The following is a 17,061-nucleotide window of genomic DNA, read 5'->3' on the forward strand; positions in this document are numbered from 1 at the left end:
CGTGGGGGATTGTCACCAGGGATGTCGCGGGGCCGACGTATGTCGTTCACTCGAAACTTGTGATTTGTCAAAACATTTCATTCGCCATATGTCGTTTGCAGCCGCTATTGTCCACGATGATCACAACGTTGGACCCTTCGGAAGGCACCGTCGATGAGACAGGCCCAGAGTTCATTGAGCGGAAACAGGCCGCTGCGCGCCCGGCTGCGCACCTTGGGGGCGCTGGCCCTCGGGGTGGTGATGTCGATGGCTGCCGGTGGGACCGGCGATGCCGCGCCGCTATACCCCGTGGCGGATCCGGATCCGTTCTACGCGGCGCCCGCGAATGTGGCCGACCTCGAGCCCGGCGACGTGATCGGGGTGCGCGCGCTGCCGTCGCTGCCGATCTTCCCCGATACGACGGTGACGCTGGTGCGGTTCCGCTCCACGAACTCCCAGGGCAAGCCGATCGCGGCGATCACCACGGTTCTTACGCCGCGCGCGCACCAGAAGGACGGCCCATTGCTGTCCTACCAGCAGATCATCAATGGTCTCGGCGCGGAATGCTCGGTGTCGCGCGTGCTCTACACCGACGATCCGAACCTGATGGTGCGGGAGGCGCCCGCCTGGAATGTGCTGCTTCAGCAGGGATGGACAGTTGCGCTGCCGGATCATCTCGGACCGGAGTTCGCCTATGGCGCGGCGAAGTTGGGTGGTCAGATCACCCTGGACGGGATTCGTGCGGTCAAGAAGGTCGCCGACCTGCAGGTCGAGAAGAGCCCGGTCGGTATGGTCGGCTATTCCGGCGGTGGCATGGCCACGGCATGGGCCGCCGCGCTGGCGCCGCAGTACGCGCCGGAGCTCGATATAGCCGGTGCGGCTATGGGCGGCGTGCCCATGAACCTGGTGAAGATGCTCGAAACGCTCGGCCTCGGTTCGCATCCGGTGTTCGGGCTGGCGCTGGCCGCCGGACTCGGGCTCGAACGTGAATACCCCGATCGGTTCCCGCTCAGCGATCAACTCAACGACCGTGGGCTCGCCGCCCGCAATGCGATCGCCAACAGCTGCACCAACGACATCATCGCCGCCGGGGCGGGACACGGTGCGATCGACTTCGCGCAGACCACGTCGATGATCAACGACCAAGACGCTCGCGCGGTCGTGGAGGAGAACAGTCTCGAGCTCTACGACGGGGTACCGAAGACGCCGGTGTTCGAATGGCATTCGCCGATCGACGGGCTCATCCCGGTCGACGCGATCGTCAACACCGACCGGCGCTGGTGTGCGGCGGGAGCTCGGGTGGTGTCCGAGCAGACACCGACACCCGATCACCTGACCGCGGCAGTGCTCGGCATACCGGCGGCGCTCGGCTGGCTGAACGCCCGATTCCATGGTGAGCCCGCACCAAGCAACTGCTGAAGTATTCGGGCTGGGTTGTTGCGATATGGCTTCGTGACACACACAACTCGGGCATGGCGGGTTAGCCTGACGGTCTGGCCTCGGTGCGACAGGGCATTTCGGGGGGGGGGGCGGAAGGCCGCATCACTCTCCGGGCGCCAGACATCGTCGTCGTATCCAGAAGCGTGTGTGTCATGAGATGTTGGCGTGTCCTATTCGTCACGTTGCTGTTGGCCTGTCCGCCGGTGGTCGGACAAGCGGCCGCGCAGCCGCCCGCGCCACCCCCGGCGCTTCCGGGATTGCCTGCGCTGCCTGATCTTTCGGGGCTTCCGAGACTGCCGGATGCCAATGGTGCGATCCTGCCCGGCGTACAGGAATGGATCGATCGCGTGGTACCGCCGCCACCGGTGCCGCCCGAGTCCGTCGTGCCGTCGACGGCGGCGACCGGAGAGCTCTCTCCCACGCTGACCGCGCTGAGGCAGGCGGTATTGCCTTCGCCGGTTGGCGATCCGATCTTCGACGCGTGGCCTGCGAACCTCGGCGAATTCGACGCCGGAGAGGCTATCGAGGTCAGGGATGTCACCGCGTCGGCGGCGCCGCTGGTTATCGTGCCGATCCGGCAGGCGTTGCTGGTGAAGTTCCGCACCGACGACGCGCACGGACAGCCGTCGTATGCGACTGCGACACTGGTCATTCCGGCCGCCGACTGGGTCGGTTCGGGAAGCAGGCCGGTGGTGGTGAACAACCTTCCTATCGATGCGCTCGGCCGTGACTGCACGCCCGGTTACAGCCTGGCACACGGCTGGTCGCGCGACACCAGTATCACCGATTTCATCCCTCCGACAACGCAATTGGCGGTGTTGCGAGGGTACGCCGTGTTGATCCCCGACCATGAGGGTCCGTGGATGGCATACGCGGAGCCCTACGTCGCCGGACATGCCGTGCTCGACTCGATCCGTGCGGTGCGGGAACTGCGGCCGGAAGAGTTCGGGGACAGCAAGTTCGGGATGACGGGATATTCAGGTGGCGCGATCGCCACGCACGGCGCGGTCAAGTTGATCGAAAGCTATGCGCCGGAGCTGACCGATGTGATCGTCGGTGCCACGCTGGGCGGCGTGCCGGCCGATTTCGAGATGCTGTCCCGAAGTATGAACGGCAACCTAGCCTCGGCGGTGTTCATGGCCGCGACATTCGCCATCGGCCGCGAGCGCCCCGAAATCCTCGGCCGGATGAACAATTTGGCGCAGTGGGCGGCGGTCTCTCCCCTGAAAGACCTGTGCGGCAGCGATTTCGGTGCTGCGGGCGTGCTGATGCTGCCCATCGATATCGCGGCCAACTTCGCCGATCCACTGCACTCGGGACTCGCCGAGGACATTTATCGGGTGACGCGGATGGAAGGTATGAGATCGGCGACCCCGCTCTATATTTACAACGGCGAGCAGGAATTCTGGATCCCGGCCGAGGGGGCCCGCAATCTCTACCGTGAGCAGTGCGGTCTCGGCGTCGCTGCGGTCTATCGGAGTGTTCTCGGTGAGCACATCATCGCCGGCGGGCTCGGGTATCCGGAGGCCATGGACTGGCTCGATCAGCGGCTGCGTGGGGTACCCGTGCCCGATGAGTGTTGAGGATTCGGCGTCCTCGGAGCGAGATCGAATTCCACGGCCGGATCAAGGGCCTTGATACGCGCCGCCGCGCGGCGACCGTCGCGATTGCCGCGACATGCGCGGGCCGTAACCTGTTCGGACGAGCGAGCGCGGAAGTCCTTTTGCGTTGAAACCCGGTATCGGTAAGGTGCTTTGGTAATGGAAAGTCGTGGTCTTCCCGTGTCAGACTCGCTACATGGCTAGTTCGGAGATACTGCCGGGCGATGATTCCCCGTTCGGCGGAGGTGGGTCCGCGGACGGCGGACCCGCCGTACTACGCATAATCCTCGGTGGCCGGATGCGGCGGCTACGCGAAGAGCGGGGGATCAGCAGGGAGGATGCCGGCGAGGCAATCCGTGGATCGCATTCGAAGATCAGCAGACTGGAACTCGGTCGGGTCGGCTTCCGGCAGCGCGATCTGATCGACTTGCTCACCTTCTACCAGGTGACCGATCCCGACCAGGTCGCGGAGTTCACCGAATTGGCCCGCGGAGCCAGCGCGTCGGGCTGGTGGCATCGCGATACCGACTGGCTGCCCAAATGGTTCGACACCTATCTCGGCCTGGAACAGGCGGCGCGGTTGATCCGCTGCTACGAGCCGAGGGCCGTGCCCGAACTTCTGCAGACCGCCGACTACGCCCGGGCTCTGCTGACGCTGGCGCATCCGGACGAATCGGATGAGGCGATCGACCGGCGGGTGGCGTTGCGGATGCGCCGCCAGGACATCTTGACCAAACCCGATCCGCCGCACCTGTGGGTGATCGTCGAGGAGACGGCCTTGTGTAGGCCGATAGGTGGTTCGACGGTGTGGCGCGCTCAGCTGGACCATCTGGTTCGTATTGCGGCGCGGCCACAGATCACCATGCAGGTGCTCGCCGACCATGTCGGTGGGCCCACGCTGGCCGACGGCGCGTTCACGGTCCTGCGGTTCGCGGAGAACGACCTGCCCGACATCGTCTACCTGCAGCAGCTGACCAGTGCGCTGTACCTGGACAAGCTCGCCGACCTCGATGTCTACCTTCGGGTGGCGAACGTGCTGTCGGTACACGCGCCGCCGCCGGAGTACACCATCGGACTACTGGAGGCGTTGCGGGAACGATTGCCGCGCACGGTTGATCGTCCTGCCGACACCGTGACCACGCAGCCGGGGTCCGCGAGCACGGACATGCCATGACCGAGGTCAGGTGGCCTCGGTCGGTCCCGTGCCGCCGAGCAGGCGTTTGAGGATCTTTCCGGTGTCGCCGCGTGGCAGGTCGCTGAGGAATGTGACATCACGTGGCACCGAGAAGCGGCTGAGCCGATTCCTGATGTAATTGCGCACCATATCCGAATCCAGCCCGGCACCTTCGGTTTTCACCACGAACGCCGCCAGTCGCTGTCCGAACTCCTGGTCCGGCACTCCGACCACTGCCACCTCGCTGACCTGGGGAAGATGGGCCAGCGCCTCCTCGACCGGACGCGGGAAGACGTTCTCGCCGCCGGATATGATCATTTCGTCGTCGCGACCCGCGATGAACAGTCGCCCGGCGGCGTCCAGGTAGCCCAGGTCGCCGGTGTCGAGCATGCCGTCGGCCGTATTGGGCGGCGCGGCATTGACGTAGCCGTCGAAGAGCATGTGATTGCCGACGAAGATGTGCCCGGTCGCGCCGACAGGTAGCAGGCGCAGGTCGGGTCCGAGCACTCCGAGTTTGGTGCCGAGCGGGGGACGTCCGGCCGTGGTCGGCGAGGTCCGCAGGTCCTCGGGGTCAGCGATGGTCGCCCAGGACACCTCGGTGGAGCCGTACACGTTGTAGAGGATGTCGCCGTAGGTGTCCATGAACCGCAGCACGGTGGTGGCCGCCAGCGGCGAACCGCAACTGGCCACGATCCGCAGACTGGAGGTGTCGTAGCGGTCGCGCACCGCTGCGGGCAGTTTTAGGATCCGGTGCACCATGATCGGAACGGCGATGAGGGTGGTGACCCGGCGTTCGGCGATCAGGCGCAGACAGTCCTCGGCGTCGAAGTGCTCCGCCAGTACCACCGTCGCCCGCAGCGCGGTGCTCAGCTGGAGCGCTGCCAAGCCCCAGGTATGGAACAGCGGGGCCGGGATAAGCATGGTTTCGTTCATTCGCAACGGGATTCGCGACAACAGTGCGGCGATGGTCGCGAAACCCTTCGGATGTGGGCGGCGCGCACCCTTGGGTGTGCCCGAGGTGCCGGAGGTCAGAACTACCAGCCGACCTGGTTGTGTCGGTCTGCGAAAATCCGTGTGCCCCATGGCGATCAGGTCATCGATTGTCTTCCGGTCGACGACGGGTCGCCTCCCGTCGATGGCGTATCGAGGGATGTCGGCATGCAGGTATTGGACCAGCGGATCGAATTCGGCGTCCACGAACAGCGCCGAAAGTTTGTCGCGCTGCACGATCTCCTCGATCCTGCGCGCCGGTAGACCGGTGTTCAGCAGCACCGCGTCGATACCGAGTTTACCTGCGGCGACCATGGTTTCGACCATGCCCGCGTGATTGCGGGCGAGCAGCCCGATCGCGTCGCCCGAACACAGCCCGAGTGCGCCCATCGCCCCGGCCAGCGCGCTGGTGCGCCGATGCATGTCGGCGAAGGTATGCAGGTCGCGATCGTCGATGAGGGCGATCCGGCCCGGCGAGTGCACGGCCGCGGCGGCGTAACCGCCTGCCAGATTGAACCCCCACTCCGATAGCTTGCGCAGCTGTCGGATCGCCGAATCGGGGCGGTAGGTGCGCAGCACGCCTGAGGTCATAATCTGCCTCGCGACACCGGCGTGCCGTCGCATGGGGGAGTCTTCGCCATTGACGACAATCGAGGTCGGCGCGGCCGTCACGAGGTCGGCGAGTCGTTGTAGTCCGGCGCGTGCCCAGTCGATGACGGCGGCGTTGGACAGCTCCACCAGTCGCGGATGCACCCGGCCGGGCGCGAAAAACGTGACGCTGACGTGCGTGTGCCGGTGGTCGCCACGCAGCCGAATCGAGGCGAAGCTGCCGAGCATCGGGCCGCGCAGCTCGAGGCTCTCCGGTGCGTGACCAACCACCAATTGCATGGTGTGGGAACGGATTCCGGCCTCCGCCGAGCCGACCCGGACCAGCAGTACCGGGTGACCCGACACTGTCTCGAGCGGCTCGCAGGCGCCGACGCCTTCGAATATCCGTGGGTAGGTCTGCGGATCCAACAGCAGATCCCATACTGCTCTACGTGCGATCGGGAACTCGGCGATAACGTCGATAACGTCGGTAATCACTTGGTGCCGTCGCGATCACATCGGGTAAAGGTTGTGGGTGCGGGGGGTGGGTTCGGCCACGGCGTCCTTTTCGTGTGGCAGCCGCAGGGCATGCCGAACTTCGAGCCGGATGCACGCGGATTCGATGACCGCGTCGATGTCGCCATGCTCGGCGGCGATCCACGGGTGGCGATGGTGCCGTTGTAATTGTCGATTATGAAGTCTCGCACGGCGACTCGCTGCTCGGCGGACACTTGGGCCAATTGGCGCTCGCCCGGCGATCCGGACCGCGTACTCGTCATGTTGGATGCCGCCTTTCGGCTTCTCGGTGGCGACAATGTCCGGCGGGTAAACCGTAGATCGCGTGATCGTGTGGGTCCTGGTCAGCTCACAGTCCATCTCGGACCCGGGTTGGACGACGTCACGGCAGGTGATTATCCGAATCGGGAAACTATTGTCTCGCTGGGACAATTGCCTGTTAGAATGGCGGCATGGGTGGGGACGACGAAGTCGACCTGGATGGACGCAGGCTGCGTACCCGGCGCAGTCGGGCGGCCATGTCGGCTGCCGCATTCGACCTACTGACCGAGCGTGGACTCGGTTCCGTCGCGGTGGAGGACATCGCCGTACGGGCCGGAGTAACCCGCCGTACCTTCAGTCGTCACTTCGCTTCCATCGAGGAAGCCGTCCTTGCCGATCTGGACCAGGACGTACACCTGTTCAATGAGGCCCTGTGCCGCCGTCCGCTGAGTGAGCCGCCGCTTATCGCCTATCGCCACGCCGTGCGTGACTGGCTGAAGGTCGAATACGGCGGCCCGCGCGCGGACCTGTTCGTGCGCCGTTGGGCGCTGTTCCAGCGATTCGACGACGAGCCCGCGCTGTACGCGAGCTACCAGCGCATCCGTCAAGAAGGGCAGCAAGAATCGGTACGCATCATCGCGGCCAGGCTGGGTACTGATCCGGTAGCGGATCTACGTCCGGCCGCGGCTGTTGCGGCAGGCTCCGGGATGCTCATCGCGGCGCTGCAGGCCTGGGCACTCGGCACGGATCCAGGCAGCCTCCCCGAGCTCATCGAAGCCTTCTTCGACACCCTCGCCGGGCTGATTACCGATATCCACCACGAGGAGTCACCGTCATGACCACAGGGTCGGTGAATGAGAATGCGGTCCGCCGGACGTGCCGACGCGTCGGATTGGATCGGAACCCGATGCGCCGACGCGAAGATCGCCTCCAAGAGGTGATCGCAGTGGTGTTGACGGTGCTGTTCCTGATCATGATTCCGGTGGCCGCGATGACGATAGGCGGGCGCGTCTACGAAACGGAAACCCGTGCCGCACAAGCGGAGGCGGCCCAGCTGCACACAGTGGACGCGACGGTAGTGGAAGTGGGGCAGACACCGATCTACGCACCGGTGACCCCCACGAAGGTGGAATGGCACGATTCGGCAGGCACCGCGCATACCAGCGACTATACGGTCACCGGCATCGTCAAACCCGGTGGCACCGTGACAGTTTGGGTCAACAACGCGGGCAAGGTCGTTGAACCGCCTTCGGCGACCCGGGCCATCAGCAAGGCCGTCGTCGTCACCACCGTCGTCGGCTTCGCGGTGCTGGCCCTGTTCGGCGGCTGCTACTTCGGGATGCGCCGCGGCCTCGATCGCCGGCGTTCGCGCCTGTGGGAAACCGAATGGGCGACGGTCGGACTCACCTGGGGTAACCACGGCACTCGGCCGGATCAGAGTTAGTTGTATCGAGGTGTTGTGCCCGCCGAGCATGGGTAGGGACATCCTCGGCGGGCGCGCCGCGTGCCGGGTCGCTGAGCGGCGAACGAGGGGTCGGGCACTTCGATAACGTCAGGTAGTCATCGAGCCGGACGCTCGGTGGGCCGACGACGTCGGAAATCTGACGAATTCTGCCATGTTGTGTTGTGACACAGCATGATCCGGCGACAGGTGGGAAGGCTCAGACCGGGAACAGGCTGTGCTTGCGCGGATTGTGCTTCTTGATCGCGCCCTTGTCCCGGAGCAGTCGCAATGCCTTACGAATCTCGAGGCGGGTTTGCGACGGCTCGATGACCGCATCGATGTAGCCGCGTTCGGCCGCTATCCACGGAGTGGCTATGGTCGCGTTGTAGAAGTCGATCATTTGAGCGCGTACGGCGACGCGCTGGTCGGCCGGGGTGGACTCGAGCTGTTTACGGCCGATGATGCCGACCATGCTCTCGGCGCCCATCACCGCGATCCGTGCGGTGGGCCAGGCGAGGCTGATGTCGGCACCGAGTTGCTTGCAGCCCATCACCGCGTACCCGCCACCGTAAGCTTTGCGCGTCACGATCGTCACGATCGGTACGGTCGCCTCGATCACCGAGCGGAAGAACCGCCCGCCGCGCTTGATGACACCATTGCGCTCCTCCTCGACACCCGGCAGCACGCCGGGGGTGTCGACGACGAAGATGAGCGGCAGCCCATAGGCGTCGCACAGCCGGATGAAATGGGTGGCTTTGTCCGAGCACTGCGCGTCGAGTGCGCCGCCGAGCACCTGTGGTTGGTTGGCGACCACACCGACGCTGCGGCCGTCGACCCGGGCGAAGCCGGTGATCAGGTTCTGCGCGGTGTCCGCGGCGATCTCATGGAAGGCGCCGTCGTCGAAGATGCGCAGCAGGATCTCGTGCATGTCGTAACCGACCTTGTCCGAGTCCGGAATGATCGTGTCGAGCTCGCGATCGTGGTCGGTGGTCTCCGGCTCCAGGCCTGGGTTCACGACCGGAGGCTGCTCCAGGCAGCTCGACGGCAGGTAGCCGAGATAGTCGCGGACCCAGTCGAACGCGGCCTTCTCGTCGGGGGCGACGTGGTGGACGGTGCCGTTGGCGGCCTGAACGGCCGCGCCACCGAGTTCTTCCGCACTCACCACCTCGCCGGTCACCGCCTTGATGACCTCGGGGCCGGTGACGAACATGTAGGACTTGTCGGTCGCGACCAGTACATCCATATTCACCGGACCGTACACCGATCCGGCGGCGCATTTACCGAGCATGATCGCTACCTGCGGCACGAACCCGGACAGGTCCTCCTGGCGGCGGCACATCAGCGCGTACCAGGCCAGCGATGCCACCGCGTCCTGGATTCGGGCGCCGCCGGAATCGTTGATCGCTACCACCGGGCAGGCGTTCTCCTGCGCGAACTCCATGGCGGCGGCGACCTTGCGGCCGAACATCTCGCCGACTGACCCACCGTGCACGGTCTGGTCATGCGCGATGACCACCACCGGCCTGCCATCGATGAATCCGCGGCCGGTGACCACGCCATCGCCGTACATGGCGCTACCGGAGCCGGGTTGACGCATCAGCGCGCCCATCTCGATGAACGAGCCGACGTCAAGCAGCATGCGCGCCCGTTCTCGGGCGCTCGGTATTCCCTTGGCCTTGCGTTTCGCGATGCCGATCTCGCCAGCGGGTTCCTCGGCGAGCTCCAGGATGTCCCGAAGTTCTTCCAGCTTGTCTCGCGTAAAGCTCATATGGGGTGATGCCGTCCTTCGAACTCTTTGTCGCCGTTGCTCCGCCTATTACTTCGTAAAGGGGCGCGGCGCTCGATGCTATCCGGGATGAGATCGGAAGCACAGGTTGCGGTCATTACTCATGGGGTAGCTCACAGGGTTGGGTCGCCCGCTCTTGGTCGATCGCCCAACTAAGAGTTGCCGACGGCCGGGCCCGCCTGCTGATCGTGGGGTGGCACTGACGTGGCGCCGGTTATGCGCGGTCGGCGCTGCGTCTCGAAAAATGAACGGCTGCTTGTGATTTCGCCTGACCTCTGGAGTGTGGGCTGATGAGGTCCTATTCTGCCTTCACATCGGCGTTTCGGCGCCGATCGTAGCTAGCCTTCCGGATTCATGGCGGCACACACGCGGCTCGGGCCCCACGAACTTGGAAATGAAACTGGTCGAGCACGCGGGCAACGTGCCGCATGGCGATGTCGCTACGACGGCACGCAGCCTGGTGGCCGCCGCGGCGGCTGGCGCCGAATCCGAGGATGTTAGCGGATCGGCCCGCTGGGCGTGTGAAGGCGTGGCATGGAAACCGTGCTCGATCTCGGAATCGTGCTCGCTGGACGGCGTATGGGGCACCTGGGTGGGGCGATGGGTCGCCGCGGAGAACCGGCACGCGATCGTCGCTGCGCGACTATCTCGTTGTCACCCGCGCCGTCGACCCGGTCGCGCTTGTGGCGGCCGGGATGGCGCATATGACCACCGGCGTCGCGAAACCCGTGAAGGGGCCGCGATCCCTGCGTCCGGTCGCATATGTTACGTTGCGGTAATTGGTAACTCGAATCCGTCACCGCTACACCGGAGCGGTGACGGTGAACCAGTTGCCGAACGTATGATCGAGTGAATTGCCGCCGACGAGAACCTGCATATGATCTTCTATCGCAACCTCAGCACCGCGGCACTGGACCTGACGCCGAACGAGATGCTGCGTGCGATCACCGATATCGTGACCCGGTTCCAAATGCCCGGTCCCACCCAGCCCAATTTCCGCCGGAACGCCGCTGTGTCGGCCAAGAGCCAAATCTTCGACCTGCGGCCGCATCTCGACGTTGTGGTTCGCCCGGTGCTGCGAGCGTGGAACGTGTTCGACCGCACCGATTTGTCCGGGGACGGCGACCGCGCACGCGATGAACTGTCCGCCTGCCTCGATGAATTAGAGATCAAGGCACGACGTTTCGAGGAACAGCGCGACCGGGCAGCCGCCCGCGGAGCTGAGCGGGGCGCTGTAGCGGTATGAGCCTACGAATGCCCATGACCGCGGCGGCGATGGCAGTCATCGCCGCGGTCAGTGCCGCGCCCACACTCGCGGAGGCACCCTCCGAACCGCCGCAGCCGCCGCCGGTGAACCCGGCAATGACGCGAACCGGGCTGATCAGTGAGGAGATCGTCGACGCGCATCGGTCGCGATTGCACATCGCCTCGGCCGCGATGCGACGAATCATTACCGTCGACATATTGCGTGGCACCGGTGCGGGGCCGCGTCCGGTTCTGTATCTGCTCGACGGTGTCGACGGTGATGCCACCTCCGCCTGGCTCACCAAGGGTCGGGCGGCGGAATTCTTCGCAGACAAGCCGGTGGATGTCGTCTTGACCAGCGGCGGCACCGGCAGCATGTACAGCGACTGGGAACGTCACGACTCGGCGCTCGGCCTCAATCGCTGGGAAACCTTCCTCACCGAGGAACTGCCTCCGATCGTCGAATCCCTACTGAAATCCAATGGACACCGCGCGATTGCCGGAGTGTCCATGGGTGCGCAGGCGGCGATGATGCTTGCCCAACGTCATCCCGGCCTGTTCCAGGCGGTCGCCGGGATGAGCGGTTGCTATTCCACCGCCGACCCATTGGGTCACGCGGTGACCACGATTACCGTCGCCTCGCGTGGTGGCGATGTCGAAAACCTGTGGGGACCGCCGTCGTCGCCCGATTGGGCCGCGCACGACAGCGTGCTCGGCGCCGAGGTCCTGCGCGGCACCACGATCTACCTCTCGGCCGCGTCCGGTGTTCCGACGAATGCCGACCTGGTGGCCGTCGCCAATTCACCGAGCGTTGGCGAGGCGCTGGCGATTGCGGGTGGGGGAACGGCATTGGAGGCCGGGGCCCGGTTGTGCACCGACCGCTTCGTGGCACGGCTCGGCGAGCTGCGCATTCCCGTCACCGTGGACTATGAGCCGACCGGCATGCACACCTGGCCCGATTTCGAGGCGCAGCTGCCGCGTGCCTGGCGGACACTCGCTCCAGCGCTCGGTCTACCCGAACCTAGCTGAGGACACGATGGTCGTGGCCGCTGCGTGCGGAGGAACCGCTGATGGGGGTCGGCTGAGGCCGCGGCTGGAATGAGTCGGCGGCGCCGGCGGGGCGATGCTGCCGAATCCTCGGCCGCTGGTGGTCGCCGACCAGTTCAGTGTGCTGGAGTCGCTGTATCCGGGGCGCATCGATGTGGGACTCGGGCGATCGGTGGGTTCACCGATGGGTGCGCCGCGCGCTCGGGCCTGGCAAGCGCGATGCGGAGGACTTCGACAGCAGCTCACCGAGGTGCTGGAGTTCTTCGGGCGCGGCGGGGAAGGAGTGCATGTGGCGGTTGCCCACCGGGCGACGTCCGCACCCTCGTCACCCGGTGGGCTGGCTTTGTGTCGCTAGCCGGTCGTCGAACGTTCGGCGTGGCGCAGGTGGAGTGCGCGAATCTTGTCGGCCAATGGCAGCGCGGGACCCGCGATCTCGATTTCCGGCGCTATGGCGGCAATCGGCAGGGCGAGCACTGGGCCCGGCGCGACGCCCATCTCCTGGCGCCATTCGGCGAGTTGTTGAGCCGAAGCCGCGAATACGATGCGTCCGAGTCCTGCCCAGGCGTGCGCGGCGGAGCACATCGGGCAGTGCTCGCCCGAGGTGTACACCGTCGCGTGCGCGCGCACCGTGGGCGCGAGATGCTGTGCGCCCCAACGGGCGAGCTCGAACTCCGGGTGCCGGGTCGGGTCGCCCGTCGCCACTTCGTTCTTGGCCGTGGCAACCACGCGATCCTCGACCACGAGCAGCGATCCGAACGGCGCGTTACCACTGTCGAGCGCTTCTGTGGCCAGTACCACGCATTCGTCGAGATAGCGGAGATCGACGTCGGTAAGCATGTAACGAATCATATGCATCGACTCCATCGGATGGCCCGATCTTCTTCCGCAACGCAAATCGCGTGGTCGATGCTCAGGCCGGTTCGGTTGACTGTGCCGCGTGGCGCAGGTGTTCGGCCAGTGCCACCGTCGCGGTCGATGAGATCTTCGCCTGTGCGCCCCACGCGAGCAAATGGCGGCGGCGGGACCAAGGGTCCGTCAGCTCACACACGTCGAGCATTTGATCGGCGTCGATTGCGCGACGGGGCACGATAGCCAGTCCGACGCCAGCGGACGCGAGGGGGATCAGGGTGTTGAGGTTGGCGACGCGGGTACGATATCGCGCTACCGGTGCGTGCGGACCGATGTTCTTCTCGATCCATCGCTGTAGCGAAGAGCCGGCGTTGAGCCCGATGAGTGGGTGTTCGGCGGCCTCTGTGTAGGTCAAAGTGTCTCGCCCGGTGAGGATTCCGCCGACCTGACCGATGACGACAAGGGAGTCGTCGCCGAGCGGTTCCGTTTCCAGGCCACTGTCGCCGGCCTCGCCGTCGATGACGACGCCCAGGTCCGCCTCGCCGTCGGCGAGCATTCGAATGGTCTGCGGGGTGCTACTTTCGGAAACCGTGACATCGATGCCCGGGTGCGCACGAAGAAAAGAGATCAAGGCTTGCGGCACGAGCCGATGCATCGCGGAACCGCCGCCCAATAGCGTCAGCGGGGCAGTGGGGGATCGGAGGTAGCTCGCGACGGCGCCTTCGAGCCGGGCTGTCTGCGCGAGAACCTCGCGCGCGTGCCGGGCGAGGGTTGTTCCCGCCGGGGTCGGGCGCACGCCCCGACGGCAGCGGACAAGTAGCGTGACTCCAACTTGATGCTCGAGCGAGCGGACCCTGGCGCTGGCCGAAGGCAGGCTCAGATGCATGCGCCGCGCGCCCGCGGTGATCGACCCCTCCGCCACGATATCGAGGAACAGCCGCAGATCATCCAGGTCGTAGCGCACCCCTTCAGCCTATGTCGCTGCCTAAGGCTGGGTATGTCGATTCCGCATTGTGAGCCGCTGATCGGACCGTGATGCTCGAGGGGTGTCCACGATCATGATGCTCGGCGCTATGGCGAATCGCCCGAGGACTCGACGCCGCAGTCATCACGGCACCTGCGCTGAGCAACCATCAATTGTTGAATTCGAGGTGGATCCTCATGACCGAATCCGACGCCGCTCGGTGCACGGGTGCGATACCGAACACGGCGAGTTCCGGTTCTTCCGACACGAACGCTATCGAGGCGTCGTCCGACGTGGCTCGGTTACTACGGGTATTCGCCGTGCGCGCGATCGTCTTGGCGATCCTCGCCGCTGTCGTGGGCGCGACCGCACTGGCCGGGCTTCTGGTGCTGGCCGGTCTCGGCCTGTTTGTGGCTTCGGTTGATCGTTGGCGGCAGGGATGACCGGTCGAGTGGTGGATGGTGCCGATCGGAACGCCTTCGCGCGCCCATGCCGCCGCGGCGTCCTGCGGGCGCGGGAGTTTCTCGGGAATTCCTCGCCATCGAGCATGCTGACGGCCGACCCGAGGCAGGTTCGGGTCTATCGCTTGAACTCGGAGCTGCTCCTTTTGACAAGAGCATCGGCCATCCGGACCGGTAGTATCACCCGGGCCGGAGCGGACACCCAGAAACCGGGGGCTCGCCCGGTGCGTGCCGTGTCATGGAGGGTGAGCAGTACACCATCCCCCGTGTCCGGCGCGGTCGGAAGGGTAGTGATGACCAAGCGATAGGGGCAGGCGATGAGACCGGCTCTGAGATGTCTTGTCTGGGAACTGGACAACACCCTGTGGGACGGTGTCGTGTGCGACGCGACGAGCACCGCGCCCCGGCCCGGGAGCCTGCGTGCACTACAGACGCTCAGCGATCGTGGCATCTGGCACGCCGTCGCCAGTCGCGGCGACCGCGACCTGACCATGGACAAGCTCTATCGGCACGGGGTCTACGAGATGTTCTCGGCCATCGAGATCGGCTGGGGTCGCAAGTCCTCGTCGCTCGTGCGCATCGCTACAACACTCGGATTGAGCTTGGACACCATCGGTTTCATAGACGCGGAGCCGATCGAGCGCGCCGAAGTACAGCGCGCGCTGCCGAGGGTGCGCTGCTATGCCGCACGCAATGCCGATGTGCTGCCCGCGCTTCCAGAGTTCCGCCCAGTATTGCCCACCGGTCCGAACCGCACGCCGCCTTTGGGTTTCGCGCGGGTTCCGGTGCTGTAGCCGCCTGAACCGGCGCTGTTCACGAATATCGGGCAATACCGCCACATCCAGCTGTCGCAATCGCGCCGGGTCGGCGAAAACCTCATACGCGGCGACCCGATCGCCCACCACTGTGACGGTGCTGCGCGCCCACTGGTACGTCGACCTCACCTGTCCGATGCCCTATCTCGTTCTGGCCGCCCCCTCTACGGGCCTTTCGTCGCCGCGTAGTCGGTACATCACTCGACGCAAACCGGCACTGCGCGCATGATTGCACCGCGAGCAGTGTTGCACCGCATGCCAATTCGATAGCGTCAAGGGGAGTTCGGGTACTTAGCCGCGCTGGATACTGATCCCGGCCAGCATGACCTCGAGAAGGCGGTCGGCTCGGGCCCGGGTGGTGTGTTCGCGTGACCATGCCGCCGCGTTCGCCACACAGCGTTCAGCAGTACCTCGCCCAAGGCGAAAATGCCGCGTTCCGGGATGCGTGCACCGCGCTCATAAGGCTCGTCGGTGTGGACGGTGGGCGTAGCGCGGGCCGCGACCGCGGCGGTGCGGGAGAGTGTCCGCCGTATCGTGAAGGCCACACCTCGTGGCATGGCCGGTACAGACCGCGCATAGATCTCACCGACGGGCGAAAGGTGATGCTGGACGGAATACACAGGAGGCTGTCGTGCGATTGAGTCCGGATGAAGCGCGCAGGCGGTTCGCGGCCGACCCCGTCGCGAGGCTGGCCACGGTCTCGGCCACGGGTCGACCGCATATCGTCCCGATCGTGTTCGTTGTGGCTGACGACCTGATCTACACCAGCGTCGACGCGAAGCCGAAAACCACTCTCGCGCTGCGAAGGCTGGCGAATATCGCGGCCAACCCCGCGGTCGCGGTGCTCGCCGACCATTACCGCGATGACTGGACGCGGCTGTGGTGGGTGCGTGCCGACGGTAACGCGCGCATCGCGGACACCGACGAAGACCGGACAGCGAAGCACCTGTTGACCACGCGCTACCCCGTTTACGTGCAACAGCCACCGCCGGGACCGGTGATCGCCATCGATGTCACGCGCTGGTCGGGATGGTCCGCGAGCTGACCGCGAGCCGCCATCCCGGCCGGTCACCGCTATAAAGCGAAGGCGATCGATCGCAGGATCAGCGCGACGATGAATACCGCGGTGAATGCGAGGTCGATCGACAGTCCGCCCGCACGTATCGGTTGCAGCACCTTTCGCACCGGGGCGATTACGGGTTCGGTCCCGGCGTGAGTGAAGGCGCGAGCACGGCTCGCCCAGTGCGGGCTCTTGCCGAGCACTTCCACCCAGTCCAGGACCACCCGGGCGATCATCAGCAGGACGAACAGCGTCAGGACATACCCGATCAGGGTTCCGATGAGGCTCATGACCAACTCCTTCGTGATGGCCGCGCTGGCCCTCTTATTGGTACCAACGCGTACGGTCTGCCGAAAGTGTCGCTTTTGCCCTGATCTCAGCGGACTATCAGGTGCCGACGCAGGGCGGTTCCGGATGTGTCGCGTGCTCAGCGGGTGATTTGCTCACTCGTCGCGGCCGCTATTATCGGCGCCAACGGCGTAGCGATGGCACTCCCGGAGGATAGCGCCCTCCAGCTGCCGGATCACCCGCTCTGGGAGATCGTCGGAGTCGCGATCATGTGGCTGGGATCGGTCGTGCGAGTGTGGGCGATCGCTGTGTTGGGCAACGCATTTCGGACCACCGGCGTCCTGCTGATCACCACTGGTTCCGGTGTCGCCGCGGGAAACTGGCTTTCGCTGTTACTTGCGATCATCATCCCCGCCGCCGTGCTTTCGCGCCGCATCCAAGTCGAGGAAAAAGCACGACTGACCACCCTGGGCTCGCATTACGATCCCTACCGGGCGACTACCAAACGTCTGGTCCCCGGCCTCTGGTAGCCGTCGGCGAGTGGGACATGACC

At 65.4% G+C, this 17,061-nt stretch carries 17 protein-coding genes and 1 pseudogene; 13 read left to right on the top strand and 5 right to left on the bottom strand.

Annotated features, from left to right (window positions below; translation table 11 throughout):
- The first annotated feature begins 153 nt into the window (after window positions 1–153).
- From LKE06_RS24790 to LKE06_RS24800, 3 genes are all read left to right on the top strand, one after another.
- On the top strand, window positions 154–1,398 hold the full coding sequence (locus tag LKE06_RS24790; protein WP_228001773.1) for a lipase family protein: 1,245 nt from the start codon (window positions 154–156) through the stop codon (window positions 1,396–1,398).
- 173 nt (window positions 1,399–1,571) lie between these two features.
- Complete coding sequence (locus LKE06_RS24795) at window positions 1,572–3,002, top strand: lipase family protein (RefSeq protein WP_228001774.1); 1,431 nt, start codon at window positions 1,572–1,574, stop codon at window positions 3,000–3,002.
- 214 nt (window positions 3,003–3,216) lie between these two features.
- Window positions 3,217–4,194, top strand: coding sequence for a Sco1979 family transcriptional regulator (locus LKE06_RS24800; RefSeq protein ID WP_228001775.1), 978 nt, complete (start codon window positions 3,217–3,219; stop codon window positions 4,192–4,194).
- Window positions 4,195–4,200: 6 nt separating this feature from the next.
- Here the strand turns inward: LKE06_RS24800 and LKE06_RS24805 are convergent, their stop codons facing one another.
- Window positions 4,201–6,270 carry an AMP-binding protein gene (locus tag LKE06_RS24805; protein ID WP_228001776.1) on the bottom strand — a complete coding sequence of 690 codons (2,070 nt, stop codon included), beginning with the start codon at window positions 6,268–6,270 and terminating at the stop codon, window positions 4,201–4,203.
- A gap of 33 nt (window positions 6,271–6,303) precedes the next feature.
- Between LKE06_RS24805 and LKE06_RS24810 the strand changes: the two genes are divergently transcribed.
- From LKE06_RS24810 to LKE06_RS24820, 3 genes are all read left to right on the top strand, one after another.
- Window positions 6,304–6,456 (top strand): hypothetical protein, encoded by a 153-nt coding sequence (locus LKE06_RS24810; protein ID WP_228001777.1) that lies wholly within the window; start codon window positions 6,304–6,306, stop codon window positions 6,454–6,456.
- Between the two features lie 284 nt (window positions 6,457–6,740).
- Window positions 6,741–7,388 (top strand): TetR/AcrR family transcriptional regulator, encoded by a 648-nt coding sequence (locus LKE06_RS24815; protein WP_228001778.1) that lies wholly within the window; start codon window positions 6,741–6,743, stop codon window positions 7,386–7,388.
- Entirely contained in the window at window positions 7,385–7,993 is a 609-nt protein-coding gene (locus tag LKE06_RS24820; protein WP_228001779.1) for an Rv1733c family protein, read from the top strand. The genes LKE06_RS24815 and LKE06_RS24820 overlap by 4 nt, the downstream gene beginning before the upstream one ends.
- Before the next feature lie 217 nt (window positions 7,994–8,210).
- On the opposite strand, the gene LKE06_RS24825 is transcribed toward LKE06_RS24820, so the two are convergent.
- Window positions 8,211–9,761 (bottom strand): acyl-CoA carboxylase subunit beta, encoded by a 1,551-nt coding sequence (locus LKE06_RS24825; RefSeq protein ID WP_228001780.1) that lies wholly within the window; start codon window positions 9,759–9,761, stop codon window positions 8,211–8,213.
- Between the two features lie 871 nt (window positions 9,762–10,632).
- Between LKE06_RS24825 and LKE06_RS24830 the strand changes: the two genes are divergently transcribed.
- From LKE06_RS24830 to LKE06_RS33345, 3 genes and pseudogenes are all read left to right on the top strand, one after another.
- Window positions 10,633–11,025 carry an acyl-ACP desaturase gene (locus tag LKE06_RS24830; RefSeq protein ID WP_308188436.1) on the top strand — a complete coding sequence of 131 codons (393 nt, stop codon included), beginning with the start codon at window positions 10,633–10,635 and terminating at the stop codon, window positions 11,023–11,025.
- An 8-nt stretch (window positions 11,026–11,033) separates the two neighbouring features.
- Window positions 11,034–12,053, top strand: a complete 1,020-nt coding sequence (locus LKE06_RS24835) for an alpha/beta hydrolase (RefSeq protein WP_228001781.1) — start codon at window positions 11,034–11,036, stop codon at window positions 12,051–12,053.
- A gap of 91 nt (window positions 12,054–12,144) precedes the next feature.
- A pseudogene (locus tag LKE06_RS33345) lies at window positions 12,145–12,426 on the top strand (LLM class flavin-dependent oxidoreductase); the annotation flags it as partial.
- Here LKE06_RS33345 and LKE06_RS24845 read toward each other — a convergent pair.
- Window positions 12,423–12,908 carry a nucleoside deaminase gene (locus tag LKE06_RS24845; RefSeq protein ID WP_228001782.1) on the bottom strand — a complete coding sequence of 162 codons (486 nt, stop codon included), beginning with the start codon at window positions 12,906–12,908 and terminating at the stop codon, window positions 12,423–12,425. The pseudogene LKE06_RS33345 and the gene LKE06_RS24845 overlap by 4 nt on opposite strands.
- 73 nt (window positions 12,909–12,981) lie before the next feature.
- The gene (locus tag LKE06_RS24850) at window positions 12,982–13,884 is read right to left on the bottom strand and encodes a LysR family transcriptional regulator (RefSeq protein WP_228001783.1); all 903 of its coding nucleotides are present in this window, start codon (window positions 13,882–13,884) and stop codon (window positions 12,982–12,984) included.
- Between the two features lie 197 nt (window positions 13,885–14,081).
- On the opposite strand from LKE06_RS24850, the gene LKE06_RS24855 reads away from it, so the two are divergent.
- The 3 genes from LKE06_RS24855 to LKE06_RS24870 all read left to right on the top strand — a co-directional run bounded on the left by LKE06_RS24855 (window position 14,082) and on the right by LKE06_RS24870 (window position 16,205).
- Entirely contained in the window at window positions 14,082–14,327 is a 246-nt protein-coding gene (locus tag LKE06_RS24855) for a hypothetical protein (RefSeq protein WP_228001784.1), read from the top strand.
- Between the two features lie 335 nt (window positions 14,328–14,662).
- The gene (locus LKE06_RS24865; protein WP_228001785.1) at window positions 14,663–15,139 is read left to right on the top strand and encodes an HAD-IIIC family phosphatase; all 477 of its coding nucleotides are present in this window, start codon (window positions 14,663–14,665) and stop codon (window positions 15,137–15,139) included.
- A 658-nt stretch (window positions 15,140–15,797) separates the two neighbouring features.
- Window positions 15,798–16,205 carry a TIGR03668 family PPOX class F420-dependent oxidoreductase gene (locus LKE06_RS24870; protein ID WP_255649786.1) on the top strand — a complete coding sequence of 136 codons (408 nt, stop codon included), beginning with the start codon at window positions 15,798–15,800 and terminating at the stop codon, window positions 16,203–16,205.
- Between the two features lie 29 nt (window positions 16,206–16,234).
- On the opposite strand, the gene LKE06_RS24875 is transcribed toward LKE06_RS24870, so the two are convergent.
- The gene (locus LKE06_RS24875; protein ID WP_228001787.1) at window positions 16,235–16,510 is read right to left on the bottom strand and encodes a YggT family protein; all 276 of its coding nucleotides are present in this window, start codon (window positions 16,508–16,510) and stop codon (window positions 16,235–16,237) included.
- A gap of 195 nt (window positions 16,511–16,705) precedes the next feature.
- Between LKE06_RS24875 and LKE06_RS24880 the strand changes: the two genes are divergently transcribed.
- Window positions 16,706–17,038: a methyltransferase family protein gene (locus LKE06_RS24880; protein ID WP_228001788.1), complete on the top strand. Its 333-nt coding sequence runs from the start codon at window positions 16,706–16,708 to the stop codon at window positions 17,036–17,038.
- Window positions 17,039–17,061: the final 23 nt, after the last annotated feature.

The sequence above is a fragment of the Nocardia australiensis genome, from assembly GCF_020733705.1.
GTDB classification, from domain to species: domain Bacteria; phylum Actinomycetota; class Actinomycetes; order Mycobacteriales; family Mycobacteriaceae; genus Nocardia; species Nocardia australiensis.

Excerpts from the sequence above, each read along its gene's own strand:
- LKE06_RS24790 (WP_228001773.1), top strand. The coding sequence starts at position 154 with ATGAGACAGGCCCAGAGTTCATTGAGCGGAAACAGGCCGCTGCGCGCC.
- LKE06_RS24795 (WP_228001774.1), top strand. The coding sequence starts at position 1,572 with ATGAGATGTTGGCGTGTCCTATTCGTCACGTTGCTGTTGGCCTGTCCG.
- LKE06_RS24800 (WP_228001775.1), top strand. The coding sequence starts at position 3,217 with ATGGCTAGTTCGGAGATACTGCCGGGCGATGATTCCCCGTTCGGCGGA.
- LKE06_RS24815 (WP_228001778.1), top strand. The coding sequence starts at position 6,741 with ATGGGTGGGGACGACGAAGTCGACCTGGATGGACGCAGGCTGCGTACC.
- LKE06_RS24820 (WP_228001779.1), top strand. The coding sequence starts at position 7,385 with ATGACCACAGGGTCGGTGAATGAGAATGCGGTCCGCCGGACGTGCCGA.
- LKE06_RS24825 (WP_228001780.1), bottom strand. The coding sequence starts at position 9,761 with ATGAGCTTTACGCGAGACAAGCTGGAAGAACTTCGGGACATCCTGGAG.
- LKE06_RS24835 (WP_228001781.1), top strand. The coding sequence starts at position 11,034 with ATGCCCATGACCGCGGCGGCGATGGCAGTCATCGCCGCGGTCAGTGCC.
- LKE06_RS24845 (WP_228001782.1), bottom strand. The coding sequence starts at position 12,908 with ATGCTTACCGACGTCGATCTCCGCTATCTCGACGAATGCGTGGTACTG.
- LKE06_RS24855 (WP_228001784.1), top strand. The coding sequence starts at position 14,082 with ATGACCGAATCCGACGCCGCTCGGTGCACGGGTGCGATACCGAACACG.
- LKE06_RS24865 (WP_228001785.1), top strand. The coding sequence starts at position 14,663 with ATGAGACCGGCTCTGAGATGTCTTGTCTGGGAACTGGACAACACCCTG.
- LKE06_RS24875 (WP_228001787.1), bottom strand. The coding sequence starts at position 16,510 with ATGAGCCTCATCGGAACCCTGATCGGGTATGTCCTGACGCTGTTCGTC.
- LKE06_RS24880 (WP_228001788.1), top strand. The coding sequence starts at position 16,706 with ATGGCACTCCCGGAGGATAGCGCCCTCCAGCTGCCGGATCACCCGCTC.